The organism is Acidovorax sp. LjRoot118, assembly GCF_964253575.1.
In the GTDB taxonomy this organism is placed as follows: domain Bacteria; phylum Pseudomonadota; class Gammaproteobacteria; order Burkholderiales; family Burkholderiaceae_C; genus Acidovorax.
In genome coordinates, this window is sequence record NZ_CAXURB020000001.1 from 3,838,508 (window position 1) to 3,852,709 (window position 14,202).

The 14,202-nt window shown below is 67.1% G+C and carries 12 protein-coding genes; 3 read left to right on the forward strand and 9 right to left on the reverse strand.

Translation table 11 applies throughout. From position 1 onward, the window contains the following. A complete protein-coding gene (locus ACSQ9E_RS18185; protein ID WP_436218739.1) occupies positions 1-2,085 on the reverse strand; it encodes an FAD-dependent oxidoreductase in 2,085 nt (694 codons plus the stop codon). A 104-nt stretch (positions 2,086-2,189) separates the two neighbouring features. Between ACSQ9E_RS18185 and ACSQ9E_RS18190 the strand changes: the two genes are divergently transcribed. Further along, the gene (locus ACSQ9E_RS18190) at positions 2,190-2,825 is read left to right on the forward strand and encodes a TetR/AcrR family transcriptional regulator (RefSeq protein WP_428001665.1); all 636 of its coding nucleotides are present in this window, start codon (positions 2,190-2,192) and stop codon (positions 2,823-2,825) included. 137 nt (positions 2,826-2,962) lie between these two features. Here the strand turns inward: ACSQ9E_RS18190 and ACSQ9E_RS18195 are convergent, their stop codons facing one another. The 5 genes from ACSQ9E_RS18195 to ACSQ9E_RS18215 all read right to left on the reverse strand — a co-directional run bounded on the left by ACSQ9E_RS18195 (position 2,963) and on the right by ACSQ9E_RS18215 (position 8,617). Continuing rightward, entirely contained in the window at positions 2,963-4,063 is a 1,101-nt protein-coding gene (locus ACSQ9E_RS18195) for an IS5 family transposase (protein ID WP_436218232.1), read from the reverse strand. Between the two features lie 830 nt (positions 4,064-4,893). Continuing rightward, on the reverse strand, positions 4,894-5,136 hold the full coding sequence (locus ACSQ9E_RS18200) for a SlyX family protein (protein ID WP_057263744.1): 243 nt from the start codon (positions 5,134-5,136) through the stop codon (positions 4,894-4,896). Next, a complete protein-coding gene (locus ACSQ9E_RS18205; RefSeq protein WP_436218740.1) occupies positions 5,136-6,326 on the reverse strand; it encodes a PLP-dependent aminotransferase family protein in 1,191 nt (396 codons plus the stop codon). The genes ACSQ9E_RS18200 and ACSQ9E_RS18205 overlap by 1 nt, the downstream gene beginning before the upstream one ends. A gap of 337 nt (positions 6,327-6,663) precedes the next feature. Beyond that, positions 6,664-7,413, reverse strand: coding sequence for an SDR family NAD(P)-dependent oxidoreductase (locus tag ACSQ9E_RS18210; RefSeq protein ID WP_057201125.1), 750 nt, complete (start codon positions 7,411-7,413; stop codon positions 6,664-6,666). Between the two features lie 241 nt (positions 7,414-7,654). Continuing rightward, on the reverse strand, positions 7,655-8,617 hold the full coding sequence (locus ACSQ9E_RS18215) for a GlxA family transcriptional regulator (protein WP_436179067.1): 963 nt from the start codon (positions 8,615-8,617) through the stop codon (positions 7,655-7,657). Between the two features lie 109 nt (positions 8,618-8,726). Here ACSQ9E_RS18215 and ACSQ9E_RS18220 point away from each other — a divergent pair, with 109 nt between their 5' ends. Beyond that, positions 8,727-9,029: a hypothetical protein gene (locus tag ACSQ9E_RS18220; protein ID WP_057201129.1), complete on the forward strand. Its 303-nt coding sequence runs from the start codon at positions 8,727-8,729 to the stop codon at positions 9,027-9,029. A gap of 23 nt (positions 9,030-9,052) precedes the next feature. Here the strand turns inward: ACSQ9E_RS18220 and ACSQ9E_RS18225 are convergent, their stop codons facing one another. After that, positions 9,053-9,937, reverse strand: a complete 885-nt coding sequence (locus ACSQ9E_RS18225) for a LysR family transcriptional regulator (protein ID WP_436218741.1) — start codon at positions 9,935-9,937, stop codon at positions 9,053-9,055. 236 nt (positions 9,938-10,173) lie between these two features. On the opposite strand from ACSQ9E_RS18225, the gene ACSQ9E_RS18230 reads away from it, so the two are divergent. After that, on the forward strand, positions 10,174-10,650 hold the full coding sequence (locus ACSQ9E_RS18230) for an AraC family transcriptional regulator (protein ID WP_436218742.1): 477 nt from the start codon (positions 10,174-10,176) through the stop codon (positions 10,648-10,650). A 75-nt stretch (positions 10,651-10,725) separates the two neighbouring features. Here ACSQ9E_RS18230 and ACSQ9E_RS18235 read toward each other — a convergent pair whose 3' ends face one another. Together ACSQ9E_RS18235 and ACSQ9E_RS18240 are read right to left on the reverse strand one after the other, a co-directional pair. Beyond that, on the reverse strand, positions 10,726-12,054 hold the full coding sequence (locus ACSQ9E_RS18235; protein ID WP_436218743.1) for an MmgE/PrpD family protein: 1,329 nt from the start codon (positions 12,052-12,054) through the stop codon (positions 10,726-10,728). Between the two features lie 58 nt (positions 12,055-12,112). Next, on the reverse strand, positions 12,113-14,197 hold the full coding sequence (locus tag ACSQ9E_RS18240; protein WP_436218744.1) for an acetate--CoA ligase family protein: 2,085 nt from the start codon (positions 14,195-14,197) through the stop codon (positions 12,113-12,115). Positions 14,198-14,202: the final 5 nt, after the last annotated feature.

Consider the following 14,202-nt stretch of genomic DNA (forward strand, 5'->3'; position numbering starts at 1 on the left):
TCAGAGCACTGCTGCCAGCCGTGCGGCCTGGTCGATAGCCCGCTTGGCATCGAGCTCGCCCGCCTCCAGAGCACCGCCCACCACATGGGGCTTCCTGCCCAGGGCCAGCAGTTCATCGGCCAGCGTGCGCAGCGGCAGTTGGCCCGCGCACAGCACCACGGTGTCGCAGGGGATCCAGGTCGGGTCCTCGCGCTGCTCGCCGTGGGAGACGAGCAGGCCCTCGTCGGCAATGCGCTCGTAGTTCACGCCGCCCAACATCTGCACCTGCTTCATCTTCAGCGTGGTGCGGTGGATCCAGCCCGTGGTCTTGCCCAGGCCCTCGCCGAGCTTGCCCTTCTTGCGCTGCAGCAGCGTGACCTGGCGCGCCGGGGGCGTCACTTGCGGGCCCTGGGGCGCCAGGCCGCCGCGCGCCTCGGCCGGGTCGGTGATGCCCCATTCGGCCTGCCAGGCGGGCAGGTCCAGCGTGGTCGAATGGCCTTCGTGCACTAGGAACTCGGCCACGTCGAAGCCGATGCCGCCCGCGCCGATGACGGCCACGCGCTCGCCCACCGGCTTGCCGTGGCGCAGCACGTCGATGTAGCTCAGCACCTTGGGGTGCTCCTGCCCGGGGATCTTCGGGTCGCGCGGGCTCACGCCCGTGGCCACCACCACCTCGTCGTAGCCTGCAAGGTCTGCGGCCTGCACGCGGGTGGAAAGGTGCAGCACCACGCCGGTGTCCCGCACCCGCGTGGCCAGGTAGCGCAGCATTTCGTGGAACTCTTCCTTGCCCGGCACCTGCTTGGCCATGTTGAGCTGGCCGCCGATGGCGTCGGCCGCGTCGAACAGGTGCACCTCGTGCCCGCGCTCGGCCGCAACCGTGGCTGCCGTCAGGCCCGCCGGCCCGGCGCCGACCACGGCGATGCGCTTGGCCTTGTTGCCGGGCGCCAGGGGGCGATAGACCAAGAGAGTCTCCTGGCAGGCTCGCGGGTTCACCAGGCAGCTGCTGGTCTTGTTCTTGAACACATGGTCCAGGCAGGCCTGGTTGCAGGCGATGCAGGTGTTGATGCGGTCGGCCCGGCCGGCGATGGCCTTGTTCACGAAGGCCGGGTCGGCCAGCAGCGGCCGCGCCATGGAGACCATGTCGGCGCAGCCATCGGCCAACACCTGTTCGGCCACCTCGGGGGTATTGATGCGGTTGGAGGTGACGAGCGGCGTGGCAATGCCGGCCGCCGCGAACTCGGCCTTCATCTTCTGCGTGACCCAGGCGAATGCCGCGCGCGGCACGCTGGTGGCGATGGTCGGTATGCGCGCCTCGTGCCAGCCGATGCCGGTGTTGACGATGCTGGCCCCGCCCGTGGCCACGGCCTTGCCCAGGGTGACGATCTCGTCCCAGGCGCTGCCGCCGGGCACCAGGTCGATCATGGACAGGCGGTAGATGATGATGAAGTCCGGCCCCACGGCCTCGCGCATGCGCGCCAAAATTTCCACCGGCAGGCGCATGCGCTGGCTGTAGTCGCCGCCCCAGGCGTCGGTGCGCCGGTTGGTGGTGGCCGAGAGGAACTGGTTGATCAAATAGCCCTCGGAGCCCATCACCTCCACCCCGTCGTACCCGGCCTCGCGGGCGCGTTGGGCGCAGTTGACGAAGGCGCGTATCTGCCGCTCGACCCCGCTGGCCGACAGCGCGAACGGCGTGAACGGCGAAATCGGCGACTGCAGCCGCGAGGGCGCCACCGCCAGCGGGTGGTAGGCATAGCGGCCGGTGTGCAGGATCTGCAGCGCGATCTTGCCGCCCGCATCATGCACGGCCTCGGTCACCACTTTGTGGCGGCGCGCGGCACCCGCAGTGGACAGCGTGCCTGCGAACGGCTTGGTCCAGCCCGCGATGTTGGGCGCGAATCCCCCCGTCACGATCAGCCCCACCCCGCCTTCGGCCCGCTCGCGGAAATAGGCCGCCATGCGCGAAAGGTCGCGCGCGTCTTCGAGCCCCGTGTGCATGGAGCCCATGAGCACGCGGTTCTTGATCTGCGTGAACCCCAGGTCCAGCGGGGCGAGCAGGTGGGGGTACAGGGCGTGGCCGGGCGGCAGCTCGCTGGCGATGGATTGCATGGTGGGGCAGGCGCGTGGGGCGCAAAGAGGATGGAATGGCGTCCAGAACGCCGACAACAACGTCTAGAACTATTTTCTAGAACTTTATTCTAGAATGCACATCCATGGCAAGTCGCAGTTCCACCAAGACCACCACCGTCGTCCCACCCGCCGAGCCCATCGACCGCCGCCAGGAGATCCTGAGCGCGGCCCTGGCCTGCGCCGCTCAGGCGGGGGTCGATGCCGTCTCCATCGACGGCGTGCGCGCGCGCTGCGGCGCCAGCGTGGGCAGCATTTATCACCACTTCGGCAGCAGGGAGGGCATCGTTGCGGCGCTGTTCTTCGACATCTTCGCGGCGCAGTCGCGCAGCGTGCAGGCCCAGCTCGATGCCGCCGTGGGCGTGGAGGCAGGTGTGCAGGCCCTGGTCACCGGCTACCTCGACTGGGTGGTGGCGCAGCCCGTGCAAGCGCGCTTTCTGTTCCAGGCGCGCAGCCCGGTGGCCAGCGGCCCGCGCAGCACCGAACTGGCCGAGGCGGCGCGTGGGCGCAACCAGGCGCTGTTGGCGTGGTTCGAGCCGCACCGTCGGGGAGGCGCATTGCGCGACCTGCCGTGCGAGTTGATGCCCTCGCTGGTGATGGGGCCGGTGCAGAGCTATTGCCGGGCGTGGTTGTCGGAGCGGGCTGGCCAGGGGGGGCTGCCCTCGCCGGAGGTGTACCGCAGTGAGTTGGCGGCTGCGGCTTGGAGGGCGGTGCGGGCGTGACGGGCGTGATGGGTGCGGGCCCCAGTGCTGTTCTGTTTCTGTGGTTGCTGCATGCTTTTGCCGAGGGCGGAGGCCGGGGTGTGCGCCCGGCGGCGCACCCACCTTCTTTTGCGTCGCCAAGAGGGTGTAGAAGAAATCTATTGCAACCGCCCCAACAACATCCGGGCCTGCGCAAGCCACACCCACGCAGCCGCATAGAACGGCTTGCGGTCGTGGTGCATCACAAGCCTGCGGTTGCGCTCCAGCCATGCATGGGTGCGCTCCACCACCCAGCGCTTCTTGGCGATGGGGGCGGGCTGCTCGTCGCTCCACAGCGGCTGCTGGGCATCGTCCCAGCGGTGGCGGGCACTGTGGCGCACGATGCGCACCTGTACGTGGTGCGCCTTCTCGATCTGCTGGGCGCATTGCCCAGCGTACGCGCTGTCGGCCCACAACGTCTTGAACGAGCCATCCGTGCGCTTGCACGCCTGTGCTACCGCTTGCGCGGCCGCGTCGCGGTCCTGCACGGCTGCACTGGTGATCACAACCGCAAGCAGCAGGCCCAGTGTGTCCACGACCAGATGGCGCTTGCGCCCTTGCACCTTCTTGCCTGCATCGAAGCCCAAGGTACCACCCTGAGGGCTGCCCCGGTTGGACTGCGAGTCGATGATGGCCTCGCTGGGCTGCGCAGCGCGCTCCAGGCGTTGGCGCCATTGCTGGCGCAGACGCTCGTGCAGCGCTTCGAACTTGCCTTGGCGGGCCCAGTTGACGAAGGCCTTCTGCACGGACTGCCAGGGCGGATAGATCTGCACCGGCAGGTTGCGCCAGGACGAGCCGGTGCGCAGCACATAGCAGCAGGCATCGACAACGCTACGCCGCGAGTAGGTGGCCGGTCTGCCACGCGAGCCCGGTTGGGGCTCGAACAGGTCCTGCGCCAGCGCCCATTCGGCATCGGTCAGGGCACCGGCAATGGCGTTGCCGGATTGACTGGCGGGCCGATGCCGGGCGGTGTAGCCGTAGCGCGTGCCAGGCTGACCAGGCTGCGAGCGGGACAGCTGCGACTTGGGCCGCGCTCGCTGCAGGCCGGCAGCCTTCAGTGCTGCGCGCAGAGTCACCGTGCTAGGGGCGCTGCGGCCCATGTGATCGGCCCAGGCCAGCGCCAACTCGGGCAGCGTCGCCTGCGGATTGTCTCGGACCACCTCGCGCAAGGTGGCGTACTCGCCAGGGGGGATCACGGGTGGTCGGCCTGTCTTTGCCATTGCGCTGCTCCTGCTTGGTCAATGCAGCGCTATTATAATTTATTTCTTCTACACCCTCCAAAAGAAGGTGGGCCAAGAAAAGGCGACCCCCAGTCTGCGTCCCCCGTACGCCCTGTCGGGCGAACGGGGGCAGCCTGCGATGCTCGGAACTGGGGTGGGCGTCGCTGAACTCGCTGCGCTCTTCGAGCTCCGCTCAGACAGCAGCGACGAGCCAGATGACGAAGTGCATGTGTCCTTCGGCACATGCACCCACCCCAGCTCCTGCGCTTCTCGGCGCAGCCAGCAGGGGTGGGGAGCGGGGTCCGAACGGCTGCTGCTGCGCAGCTGCGCCTGGGGTCGGGTCGCGCTGCGCGCTGCCGACGGTTGGGCATGAAGGCCCTGCCCAGGCCGAGCGCAGCGAAGGCACACCGGGCCGAGCGAAGCAATGGCCCGTATGGAGCCCGTTCCCACCCCCTTCTGACCGTGCCGAGAAGCGCAGGGCCTGGGGTGAGCGCGTGCCGAAGGACACGCGCCTCGTCATCTGACTCGCCGAAGCTGTTTGACCGGAGCTGCCTCGCAGAGGCAGCGCAGGGAGTTCTTCGGCGTCACCCCAGGCCCGAGCATCGCAGGCTGCCCCCTCGTACGCAGTACGAGGGGGACACGGGCAGCGGGGTCGCCTTTCTTTTGGGCACTTTTCTTTGGCGAAGCAAAGAACAAGTGCCTCGGCCGCCGGGCCGAGACCCGGCCTCCGCCCTCAGCAAATAAACAGAACCCCAAACCAACCAACCAACCAACAAGCCACCACGCAGACCCCGGTCCTCAACGCAACTCAGATCAACACCACAGCAACCTCAGTAATGCGGCGGCAACTCATCCCGCAGATTGCGCGGAGCCCCGCCACCACCGCCATCCGGCGGCTGCTGGCGCAGCTGAATCACCTCCTGCGTGAGCCGGTCAATCAGCTCCTGCTGGCGAAAGATCGTCATGTTGAGTTGGTCCAGAAGATCCTCGGTGAAGCTGGCCTTGATCTCCAGGCTCTCCAGCCGCTCGATGATGCGCTGATGGTCAGCGCCCGGGCCCGAGGCCGACTCCATCAGAGGGCCTGACCCAGGCGCGCCACGCCTTCGCGGATCTTCTCCACATCGGCCGTCGCAAACGACAGGCGCAAGGTGGCGTGGTCGGGGTTGGCACAGTAGAACGGCGTGCCCGGCACGAAGGCCACACCCTTTTCGATCGCACGCTTGGCCAGCACGTTGCCGTCGGCCACCTTGCCGCCCGCACCCGTGAGGCGCGCCCACACGAACAGGCCGCCCTGGGGCTGCACGAATTCGATGGCGTCGCCCAGTTCCTTGCGCAGGGCATCGCCCATGGCCTGCGCGCGCTCTGCGTACACCTTGCGCACCTTGGCCAGGGTGGCAGGCATGCGGCCGGCCTTGAGGTACTGGGCAGCGGTGGCCTGGGCGAAGGTACTGGTGTGCGCATCGCTGAACTGTTTGCACATGGTGGCCTTGGCCAGCAGCTCAGCGGGGGCGATCATCCAGCCCACGCGCAGGCCGGGTGAGAGCACCTTGCTCATGGAGCCGCAGTGCGCCAGCAGCTCGCGGCTGCCCGGCACGCTGGCCGACAGGTTGAGCAGGCTCGGTGGCGGCGCTTCGCCGAAGTACAGGTCGCCGTAGGGGTCGTCCTCGACGATCAGGGTCTGGTGCTTGACGGCCATCTCCAGCACCTGTTTGCGCCGCTCCAGGCTCAGCATCACGCCGCTGGGGTTGCCGAAGGTGGGGATGAGGTAAACGAATTTCGGCTTGTGCTCGGCGATGAGCTTTTCCAGCTCGTCGGTCTTCACGCCGTTTTCGTCGATGGGGGCGCTGATGAGTTCGGCGCCGTACAGGCGAAAGCACTGGATGGTGGCCAGGAAGGTCGGGCCTTCCACGATGACCTTGTCGCCGGGGCTGATGAGGGTCTTGCCCAGCAGGTCCAGCGCCTGCTGGCTGCCGGTGGTGACGATGAGGTTCTCGGGGACGAGGTCCGTGGCGCCCTTGCTGGCCATGAAGGCGGCGAGCTGCTCGCGCAGGGGCTGGTAGCCTTCGGTGGCGCCGTACTGCAGCGCCGCACCGGGCTCGTCCGTCAGCGCCTGGTTGCTGGCGGCGCGGATGCCTTCCACGTCGAACATGGCGCTGTCGGGGAAACCACCGGCAAAGCTGATGATGCCGGGCTTGCCCAGGAGCTTGAAGAGCTCGCGGATGGCAGAGGTTTCTACATTGTTCAGGCGGTCGGCGAATTGCATGGAGTGGGATCCCGGTGACAGTGGCGAATCCCCCCATTGTCGCCAATTGGCGTGCAGGTTTCCTGCGGCTTGGCCGGCATGGCGGCAAATCCGGGCAGCCTCGGCAGGCCAACATGCCGCCACAACGACGCCGGCGCAGCGACCAAGACTTCGGTCCCCGATGTTCTTGCCGCGGTGAAATCACCGCCTTGGCCTTGAACGGTGGAGCGTGCCTTCGGGCCACTGATCCTGGCCTTGATGACATCAACGACCTGCGCGAAAAGGCGCCGAATTCGCCCCGAGGTCGAGAATCAAAGCCGTTTGCTCGACAGCCTCTGCTTTGATCAGGCCGGGCCGGTCAGGCGCGCTGGCCGCCGGAGGCGGTGATCCGCTCGCCGGTCACCCAGGCCGAATCATCGGAGGCCAGGAACAGCGCCACGCGGGCGATGTCTTGCGGCTTGCCCGGACGACCGAACGGGATCGTTGCGACAATGGCCTTGACCGTCTCCTCCGACCAGCCCAGCGCTGCGATGCCTTCGGTGATGGTGCCACCCGGCGCCAGGGTGTTGACGCGGATATTCTTCGGCGCGAGCTCCATCGCGGTCACGCGCGTGATGGCGTCGACCGCGCTCTTGCTCGCAGCGTAGATCACCGAGTTGGGCATGAAGCCGACACTGGCGATGGAGCTGATGTTGATGATGCTGCCGCCATTCGGCCCGAAGTACCTGGCCGCTTCTTGCGTCGCGGTGATGACGCCGAGCACGTTGGTGGTGAACTCCCGATGGAATTCCTGCTCCGTTGCGGTTTCGAGAGGGCCGAACGCGTAGACGCCAGCATTGTTCACGAGGATGTCGAGCGTGCCGAAGGCGCGCTTCGATTCTTCGAAAAGCCGCTTGATGTCAGCGGTCTTCGAGAAGTCGGCCTGGATGGCGACGGCCTTGCCGCCGGCACCCTTGATCTCGGCGACCAGTGCATCCGCTGCGTCCTTGCTGGTCGAGTAGTTCACGACGACCGAGGCGCCAGATTGGGCGAAAAGCCTGGCGATTCCGGCGCCGATGCCTTTGGAGGCACCGGTGACGATGGCGACCTTGCCGTTGAGAGTAGTCATGGATTTCTGTCCTTTGGGTTGACGGCGCCACCTTGGCGCCTGGACGAACTGTCGATGATCGAGGCACGCGTGAATAGGTGCGCAGGCAACTAAGACTTATTCGCCAGACGGATCGCTCACCCCACGAATCGGGACGAAGATCTCAGGACGCTGGGCAAGGAATCGCCCCCGGCCAAGCAAGCCAGGTCACCCCGCGTTTGCCTCCCTTTGACCTTCAGCGATGGGGCGCGTTCGGCCCCATTCAGGCACGCGTGCGCAACTCCCGGACGCCGCGGCCCAGCTTGCGCCGCAACAGGACGCGCAAGCTGACACCATCGGCGTAACCGATCTGCGCAGCGATCTGGTCGATGCTCTCGCTGCCCGTGCGCAACAGATGCACCGCACGTTCGACACGCAGGTCCTGGAAGTACGACAGCGGCGTCTTTCCCAGGACGCTGTGCAGGCGCCGGGACAACGTGCGTTTGCTGGCGCCAACTGCGATGGCCGCCTCGTCGAGTGAGAAACCCCGTGCCAGTTGCTGCCTGGCCCAGCCCTCGAAACGCTCGACGACGGGGTCTGCGTGGGACAGGTGGTCCGGGATGACGAACTCGGCTTGCGAGCCGCGCGCCTCGATCAGCAGGTAGCGCGCCGCCAGCGTCGCCAGCGCAGGGCTGCGACTGCGGACGATGCTCAGCGCAAGGTCGAGATGAGCGAGGGCTGCGCCGGCCGTGATGAATCCGGAGGACTTCACGAGCATGCTGGATTCGTCGAGCGCGACCTGCGCATAACGCTGCCGAAACATCGGCGCCAGCCACCACGACGTCGTGGCGCGGTGGCCATTGAGCAATGCGCTCTCGGCCAGTACAAATGTGCCGGTGCATGCCGCACCCGCCATAGCACCGGCGTTCGACCACCGCTGCAAGGCAAGGATGGCGTCGGCAACGTCTGCTTGCGCGAGGCGCGCCGCAAGCACGTCCGGCATCTTGGCGCCGAGCGCGGGCACGAGCACCACATCAGGCGCCATCACCTGGCTCACAGGCACGACCGGCACCGTGAGCCCCTGCGCGGTGCGCACGCGTCGCCGAACGCCCACCAGCGTCACTTCAACAGGCCCAGGCACCTGCACGAGCGACCCCGCCAACTGGTTGGCCGTGCCGAACGTGTCGGCAAGCGCCGCCAGGCCAAGGTCGAACACACCATCAAGAACGAGAATGTGGAGGCGCATGGCAATAATGATAATGATGTTGGCGTTCTTGCCACTCGCTGACTACAGCGATGACGGGGAAACTCACGGCTCGCAACCTCATTCACCTGTTCGACCAGAGGATCACCCCATGTCCAAATTTGCCCTGTTCGTCCGCCTCGAGGCCAAGCCAGGCCAGGAGGCAGCCGTTGCCGCTTTCCTTGCCGGCGCCCTGCCACTTGCCAACGCCGAGTTGCAGACCACCACCTGGTTCGCGTTGCGGTTCGGCCCCTCCACGTTTGGCGTCTTTGACACTTTTGCCGATGAGGAGGGCCGCCAGGCCCACCTGAGCGGCCCCATTGCCGCTGCGTTGATGGCCAACGCCGAGGCCCTGCTCAGCACGCCACCGAGCATCGAGAAGATCGACCTGCTGGCTGCGAAGCTGCCCGGCTGACAAGCGGGGCACCGCGCACGCTCCTACCGACGAAGTTCCGCGATCAGGTATTCGACCAGCGCGCGTGCCGAGGGCTTGGGCGGTCGTCCTGGCGTGAACATGCCGTGGACTTCGACATCGCCCATGCGCCAATCCGACAGCACCTGAATCAGCGAACCGTTGGCCAGTTCGGCACGACAGCCCCACAGGGCTGTCGTCACTACACCGATGCCTGCCACAGCGGCGGCGACCGCCGCTTCGTTGGCGGACACGTTCAGACGACTGTGGATGCGCACGGATACGCTCTGGCCCTCCCTCTCAAAGGACCACGTGCCGGCGCTCGTTCCTGCAGGCCCTACGATCACCGCATGCGCAGCCAAGTCTGCTGGTGCCTTGGGCGTGCCGTTTGCCTTCAGGTAGGTGGGCGATGCCGCAACGATCCGCTGCGTTCGGCCCATCAGGCGCGCGGTTGCGCTCGAGTCTGCCAACACGCCGAGGCGAAGTGCGACATCAACGCCTTCCTTGATGGTGTCTTGCCGTTGGTCGCTCATCAACAAGCTGACGTTCAGTGCAGGATGGCGCGCGAGAAATCCCGGAATCACAGGAACGATTTCGCGCACGCCAAAGCTCGAGGGCATGGCGACACGCAGCGACCCACGCAATTCCAGCGATCCCCGCGCCACATGGTCGGCCTCTTCAAGCGCCGCCAGGATCGTTTCCACACGTGCCAGATAGTCGCTGCCGACGTCGGTGAGCGTGACGGCCCGCGTCGTTCGGGTGACCAAAGCTCCGCCCACGTCCTTTTCCAGTGCCGCGATGATGCGTGAGACCGACGGCTGCGACAGGTCGAGCTCCCGCGCTGCGGCGGAGAAGCTTCCCGTGCGTGCAACGCGCACGAAAAGTCGAAGGGCCAGCAGTTTGTCGTTCATGCGAGGGTCCGGTGCTTGGCTTGACGATACCAGCTGTCGCGCTTCGCCGTTGAATCCGCCCCCTCACACTCTGTGCCGCGCCGCCCTCTCACACGAGCCGGGGCTCGGAGGGGCCGCACGCGCCGATGCCACGTGCACGCGCCAAAAGGAATCCAGCGGGCGTCTGTGGGCAAAATAGGTCCGGAGCCAACAGCGCATGCCGCATACCGCCAACCCAGACAACGGAGACACTGACCATGCCCCTCGAAATCCGCCAACTACCCAAAATGCGCCTGGCCTGCATGCGCCACACCGGCCCCTACGGCCCCGCCCTGGGCCAGCTATGGGAGCGCTTTGGCCAGTGGTGCGCCGAGCACCGCCTGAGCGAGCCACGCCCCAAGTTTTACGGCATCAGCCTGGACAACCCCGCCTGCACGCCGCCCGAGCAATGCCGTTACGACGCCTGCGTACAGGTGGGTGTGGGCCTGCGCACGGGGACGGATGCGCAGGTGCAGGATTTTCCGGGCGGCGACTATGCGTGCAAGCGCTTCGAAGGCACGAGCGCCGAGATCGGTGCGGCCTGGGCCAGCATGGGCGCCCCGGGGCAGATCCCCGAGGGCTGGGTGCTGGATGCGCGGCCGGCCATCGAGGTCTATGACGAGGACTTTGCGATGGACCCAGAGAACGGCGTCTTCGCATGCTGGCTGTATGTGGCAGTGAGGCGCGCAACCTGATCCACCCCTACCGCCTGTGGCTTCGGAACAGATCAGCCAGCGCGAACCCATCGATATGCCAGGACGCGCCAGCCATCACAGCGCAAGGCTTGCGCTTGCGTCCAGCGCCCAGATCCTGGCCAGCAGCGACTGGGACCGCGCCTGGCCGATGACAGGTTCTGCCAACTCCAGAAACTTGCCTTCCAGCTCGGCGTCCGTGAGGGCCTGCTCCGGGTCGCCTTTGCGGTTGGGCTGAAAGTGCGAGAGCTGGCGCCCATCCACGGTCTCGATGTCGATACGCGCAGCCCGCTGGCCAGGAAAGGCGGCATCGAGCACCGGATCCACCTCGACCGTCGTGCGCTCCATCAGCGCGCGTGTGGCCGGGTCGTCCAGGCGGTCCGGCTCGTAGGCTGCCAGGCGAACGCTGCCGTGCGACAGCGCAGTGGCCACCACGTAGCTCAGGCTGAAGCGTGCTTCGTTGGCTGTGGTCGGATGGGTGTAGCAGGCGATGTCCAGGGCGGGACGGTAGGTCGCCACCCGCACGCTCTTGATCTGGTCAGCCTGGAGCTGGTGACGCTGCCGGAGTTCCAGCGCGCCATCGATGGCTGCAAACGTGTGGCCGCACCCGATATGGTTCTTGAACGTCAGGCGGGTGATGTGAAAGTCCTGTCCCAGCGTTGCGCCGACCTGGGACCAATCGGGACCATTGCTCATGGCCTGGCCCAGACCGGTTTCCCCGTCCAGCACGTCGAGCGATCCGGTCAGGCCGCGCGAGGCCAGTTGAGCGGCAAGCAAGCCGGCCTCGGCCGCCCGCCCTGCATGCAGGGGCTTGGACATCGAGTCCATGCGGAAGGCCTGCTGAAGCCCTGCGGCAAAGGTAGCGGCAGTTGCCAGCGCATGGGCAAACGCAGGCCCATCCAGCCGCATGAGCCCGCCCACCGCAGCCGCGGCACCAAAGCTGCCGACGGTGCCGGTGCTGTGCCAGAACTGGTAGTGGGGCCGGCCCATCACCACGCCGATACGGGTAGACACCTCGTAGCCGAGCACCACCCCGCGCAGAAAATCGAGACCCGAGACGCCAAGGTCCTGCCCCGCAGCCAATGCGGCCGCAATGGTGGCGGCGCCTGGGTGGTACATCGCATCGCGAAAACTGTCGTCCACCTCGGCCGCATGCGCCGCAGCGCCGTTGATGAGTGCGGCGGTGCGCGCGGTGCTTGCACGCCCGCCCCCCAGAAAAGCGCGCCCCCGGTCGAGGTCGTCCACCAGGGTCTGCTCCAGGATCGCGACGGGCGGTGTGTTCAGCCCCGGGAACAGGGAGGCGTACCAATCGATCACGGCACGCTTGGCGTGGTGAATCACCTCGCCGGGCAGCGGTTGCCGCTGGAATTCGGTGGCGTACCGGGCAAAGATTTCTGTAGCGTGCATTTCAGGTTTCCAGACAGGGGGACAAATTCTCAAGCACTTCGTGCCCGCTTCGCAGCCATCAGGCCAGCACCACCACGCCGTCGGCCGCGCGAACGCCCTGGCCCTGGGGCAGCACGAACACCGGGTTGATCTCGGCTTCGAGCAGGCGCTCGCCGAGCTGGGCCGCCATCTGCGAGAAAGCCACGATGGCGGTGACCAGTGCATCGACGTCGGCCAGCGGCCGGCCACGGAAGCCATCCAGCAGCGGCCAGGTCTTGAGCTCCTGCGCCATGGCCAGCGCATCAGCGCGCGACAGCCAGCCGTTGGGTGGCAGCAGGCGCATGGTCGTGTCCTTGAACAGCTCGGCCGTGACACCCCCCATGCCCAGCAAGATGGCCGTACCCAGCGCGTCACGGTGCATGCCCAGGATCAGCTCGGTGCCGCCACCGACCATCTCCTGGACGAGGAAGCGCTTGGGCAGCACGCCGGCCTTGGTATCGACTTCCGACGCCATGGCGCCGAGGCGCGCACCGATGGTCTCGGCCGTCAGGTTCACCGCCACACCGCCCACGTCGCTCTTGTGCGTGATCTCGGCCGAGAGAATCTTCAGCACCACGCGGCCACCCAGTTCACGCGCTGCAGCTTCGGCCTCGGCGGGCGAGGCGACGATGCGTTCGCCCGCACAGGGCACGCCGAAGCGTGTGAACAGCTGCTTGGCCTGGTATTCGTCCAGGGCACCTGTGGGCAAACCGTCCACCGCCACCAGCGCGTCCGGCTCGCTGGCCTCGACCTGCGGCTGCAACTGCGCCACCTGGAACATGGCGCGCAGGGCCGCCGTGCAGCTCTCCGCAGCGGCGAATGCGGGTACGCCACGCTGCGTGAGCAGCGCACCCACTTCAGGTGCATGCGGGCTGACGTAGGCGATTACCGGCTTGTCGGAGTGGGGCAGGCAGTCCTCTATGGCACCGGCCAGCAACTCGGGCATGGCCAGGCTGGAGGAGCCCACGATGATCGTCAGCGCATCGTAGCTCGGGCTCTGCAGCAGCACGTTGATGGCACCCCGCAGCAGGTCGGGTTGGAGGCCCGCCAAGGTCACGTCGATGGGGTTGCGGTCCAGCACGGCATGGTCGCCGGTCTGCAGCGCGCGCAGGGCCTCGGCAGTGGCGGCGTCGGGCGCGGGTGTGTCGAAACCGGCCATGCCCAGATCGTCGGACACCAGCGTACCCGCGCCACCGGTGGATGTCAGGATGGCGACGCGCTTGCCATGCAGCTTGCGGCCGGAGGCCAGCGCAGCCGGAATGTCCAGCAGCTCGCTGAAGGTGTGCGCGCGGATCACGCCGACCTGCTTGAACAGCGCGTCGTACATGCGATCGGCGCCAGCCAGCGCGCCGGTGTGCGAGACGGCCGCCTTCGCGCCGGCTTCGGAGCGGCCGATCTTGAACGCCACCACCGGCTTGCCGGCGCGCGCCGCCTTGAGGCAGGCGCTGCGGAATTTGGCGGGGTCGCGCACGGTTTCCACATACAAGGCAATGACCTTGGTGGCCTCGTCATCGGCGAGGTGGTCGATGAAGTCGGCCAGCTCCAGGTCCACCTCGTTGCTGGTGGAGATCAATTTGGACAAGCCCACGCCACGCGCCGCAGCGCGCGAAAGCAGTGCACCCAGGATGCCACCGCTTTGCGACACGACGCCAATGCCGCCCACCGGGAAATGCTCCATCTCCAGCGCACCGGTGGCCGACAGCACAATGGAGTCGGTCAGGTTGACGAGGCCGATGGTGTTGGGGCCCAGAATGCGCATGTCGCCTGCGGCCTCGATCAGTTGCTGCTGCCGGCGGGCGCCCTCTTCGCCGGTTTCGGTGTAGCCGCTGGCCAGGACGATGGCCGCGGCAGTGCCCCGGGCTGCGAGGTCCCGCACGGCCAGGTGCGCCCGCTCCGCGCCCAGCAGGACGATACCGACGTCAGGCACCGCAGGCAGCGAAGCGATGTCCGGGTAGCAGACCAGGTCGCCGATCCGGTCCACCTTGGGGTTGACCGGGTAGATTTCGCCGGCAAAGCCGTGCTTGAGCAGATAGGACACGGGGCGGCCTGCGGTCTTGGCGGCATCGGCGGATGCGCCAATGATGGCCACGCTGCGGGGCTGGAGGAGGCGGGAAATGGCGTTCATGGGTG

Coding starts and splice junctions, on each gene's coding strand:
- ACSQ9E_RS18215 (WP_436179067.1), bottom strand. CDS start 8,617: ATGCGCCTCCACATTCTCGTTCTTGATGGTGTGTTCGACCTTGGCCTG.
- ACSQ9E_RS18230 (WP_436218742.1), top strand. CDS start 10,174: ATGCCCCTCGAAATCCGCCAACTACCCAAAATGCGCCTGGCCTGCATG.
- ACSQ9E_RS18205 (WP_436218740.1), bottom strand. CDS start 6,326: ATGCAATTCGCCGACCGCCTGAACAATGTAGAAACCTCTGCCATCCGC.
- ACSQ9E_RS18225 (WP_436218741.1), bottom strand. CDS start 9,937: ATGAACGACAAACTGCTGGCCCTTCGACTTTTCGTGCGCGTTGCACGC.
- ACSQ9E_RS18200 (WP_057263744.1), bottom strand. CDS start 5,136: ATGGAGTCGGCCTCGGGCCCGGGCGCTGACCATCAGCGCATCATCGAG.
- ACSQ9E_RS18240 (WP_436218744.1), bottom strand. CDS start 14,197: ATGAACGCCATTTCCCGCCTCCTCCAGCCCCGCAGCGTGGCCATCATT.
- ACSQ9E_RS18185 (WP_436218739.1), bottom strand. CDS start 2,085: ATGCAATCCATCGCCAGCGAGCTGCCGCCCGGCCACGCCCTGTACCCC.
- ACSQ9E_RS18195 (WP_436218232.1), bottom strand. CDS start 4,063: ATGGCAAAGACAGGCCGACCACCCGTGATCCCCCCTGGCGAGTACGCC.
- ACSQ9E_RS18220 (WP_057201129.1), top strand. CDS start 8,727: ATGTCCAAATTTGCCCTGTTCGTCCGCCTCGAGGCCAAGCCAGGCCAG.
- ACSQ9E_RS18190 (WP_428001665.1), top strand. CDS start 2,190: ATGGCAAGTCGCAGTTCCACCAAGACCACCACCGTCGTCCCACCCGCC.
- ACSQ9E_RS18235 (WP_436218743.1), bottom strand. CDS start 12,054: ATGCACGCTACAGAAATCTTTGCCCGGTACGCCACCGAATTCCAGCGG.
- ACSQ9E_RS18210 (WP_057201125.1), bottom strand. CDS start 7,413: ATGACTACTCTCAACGGCAAGGTCGCCATCGTCACCGGTGCCTCCAAA.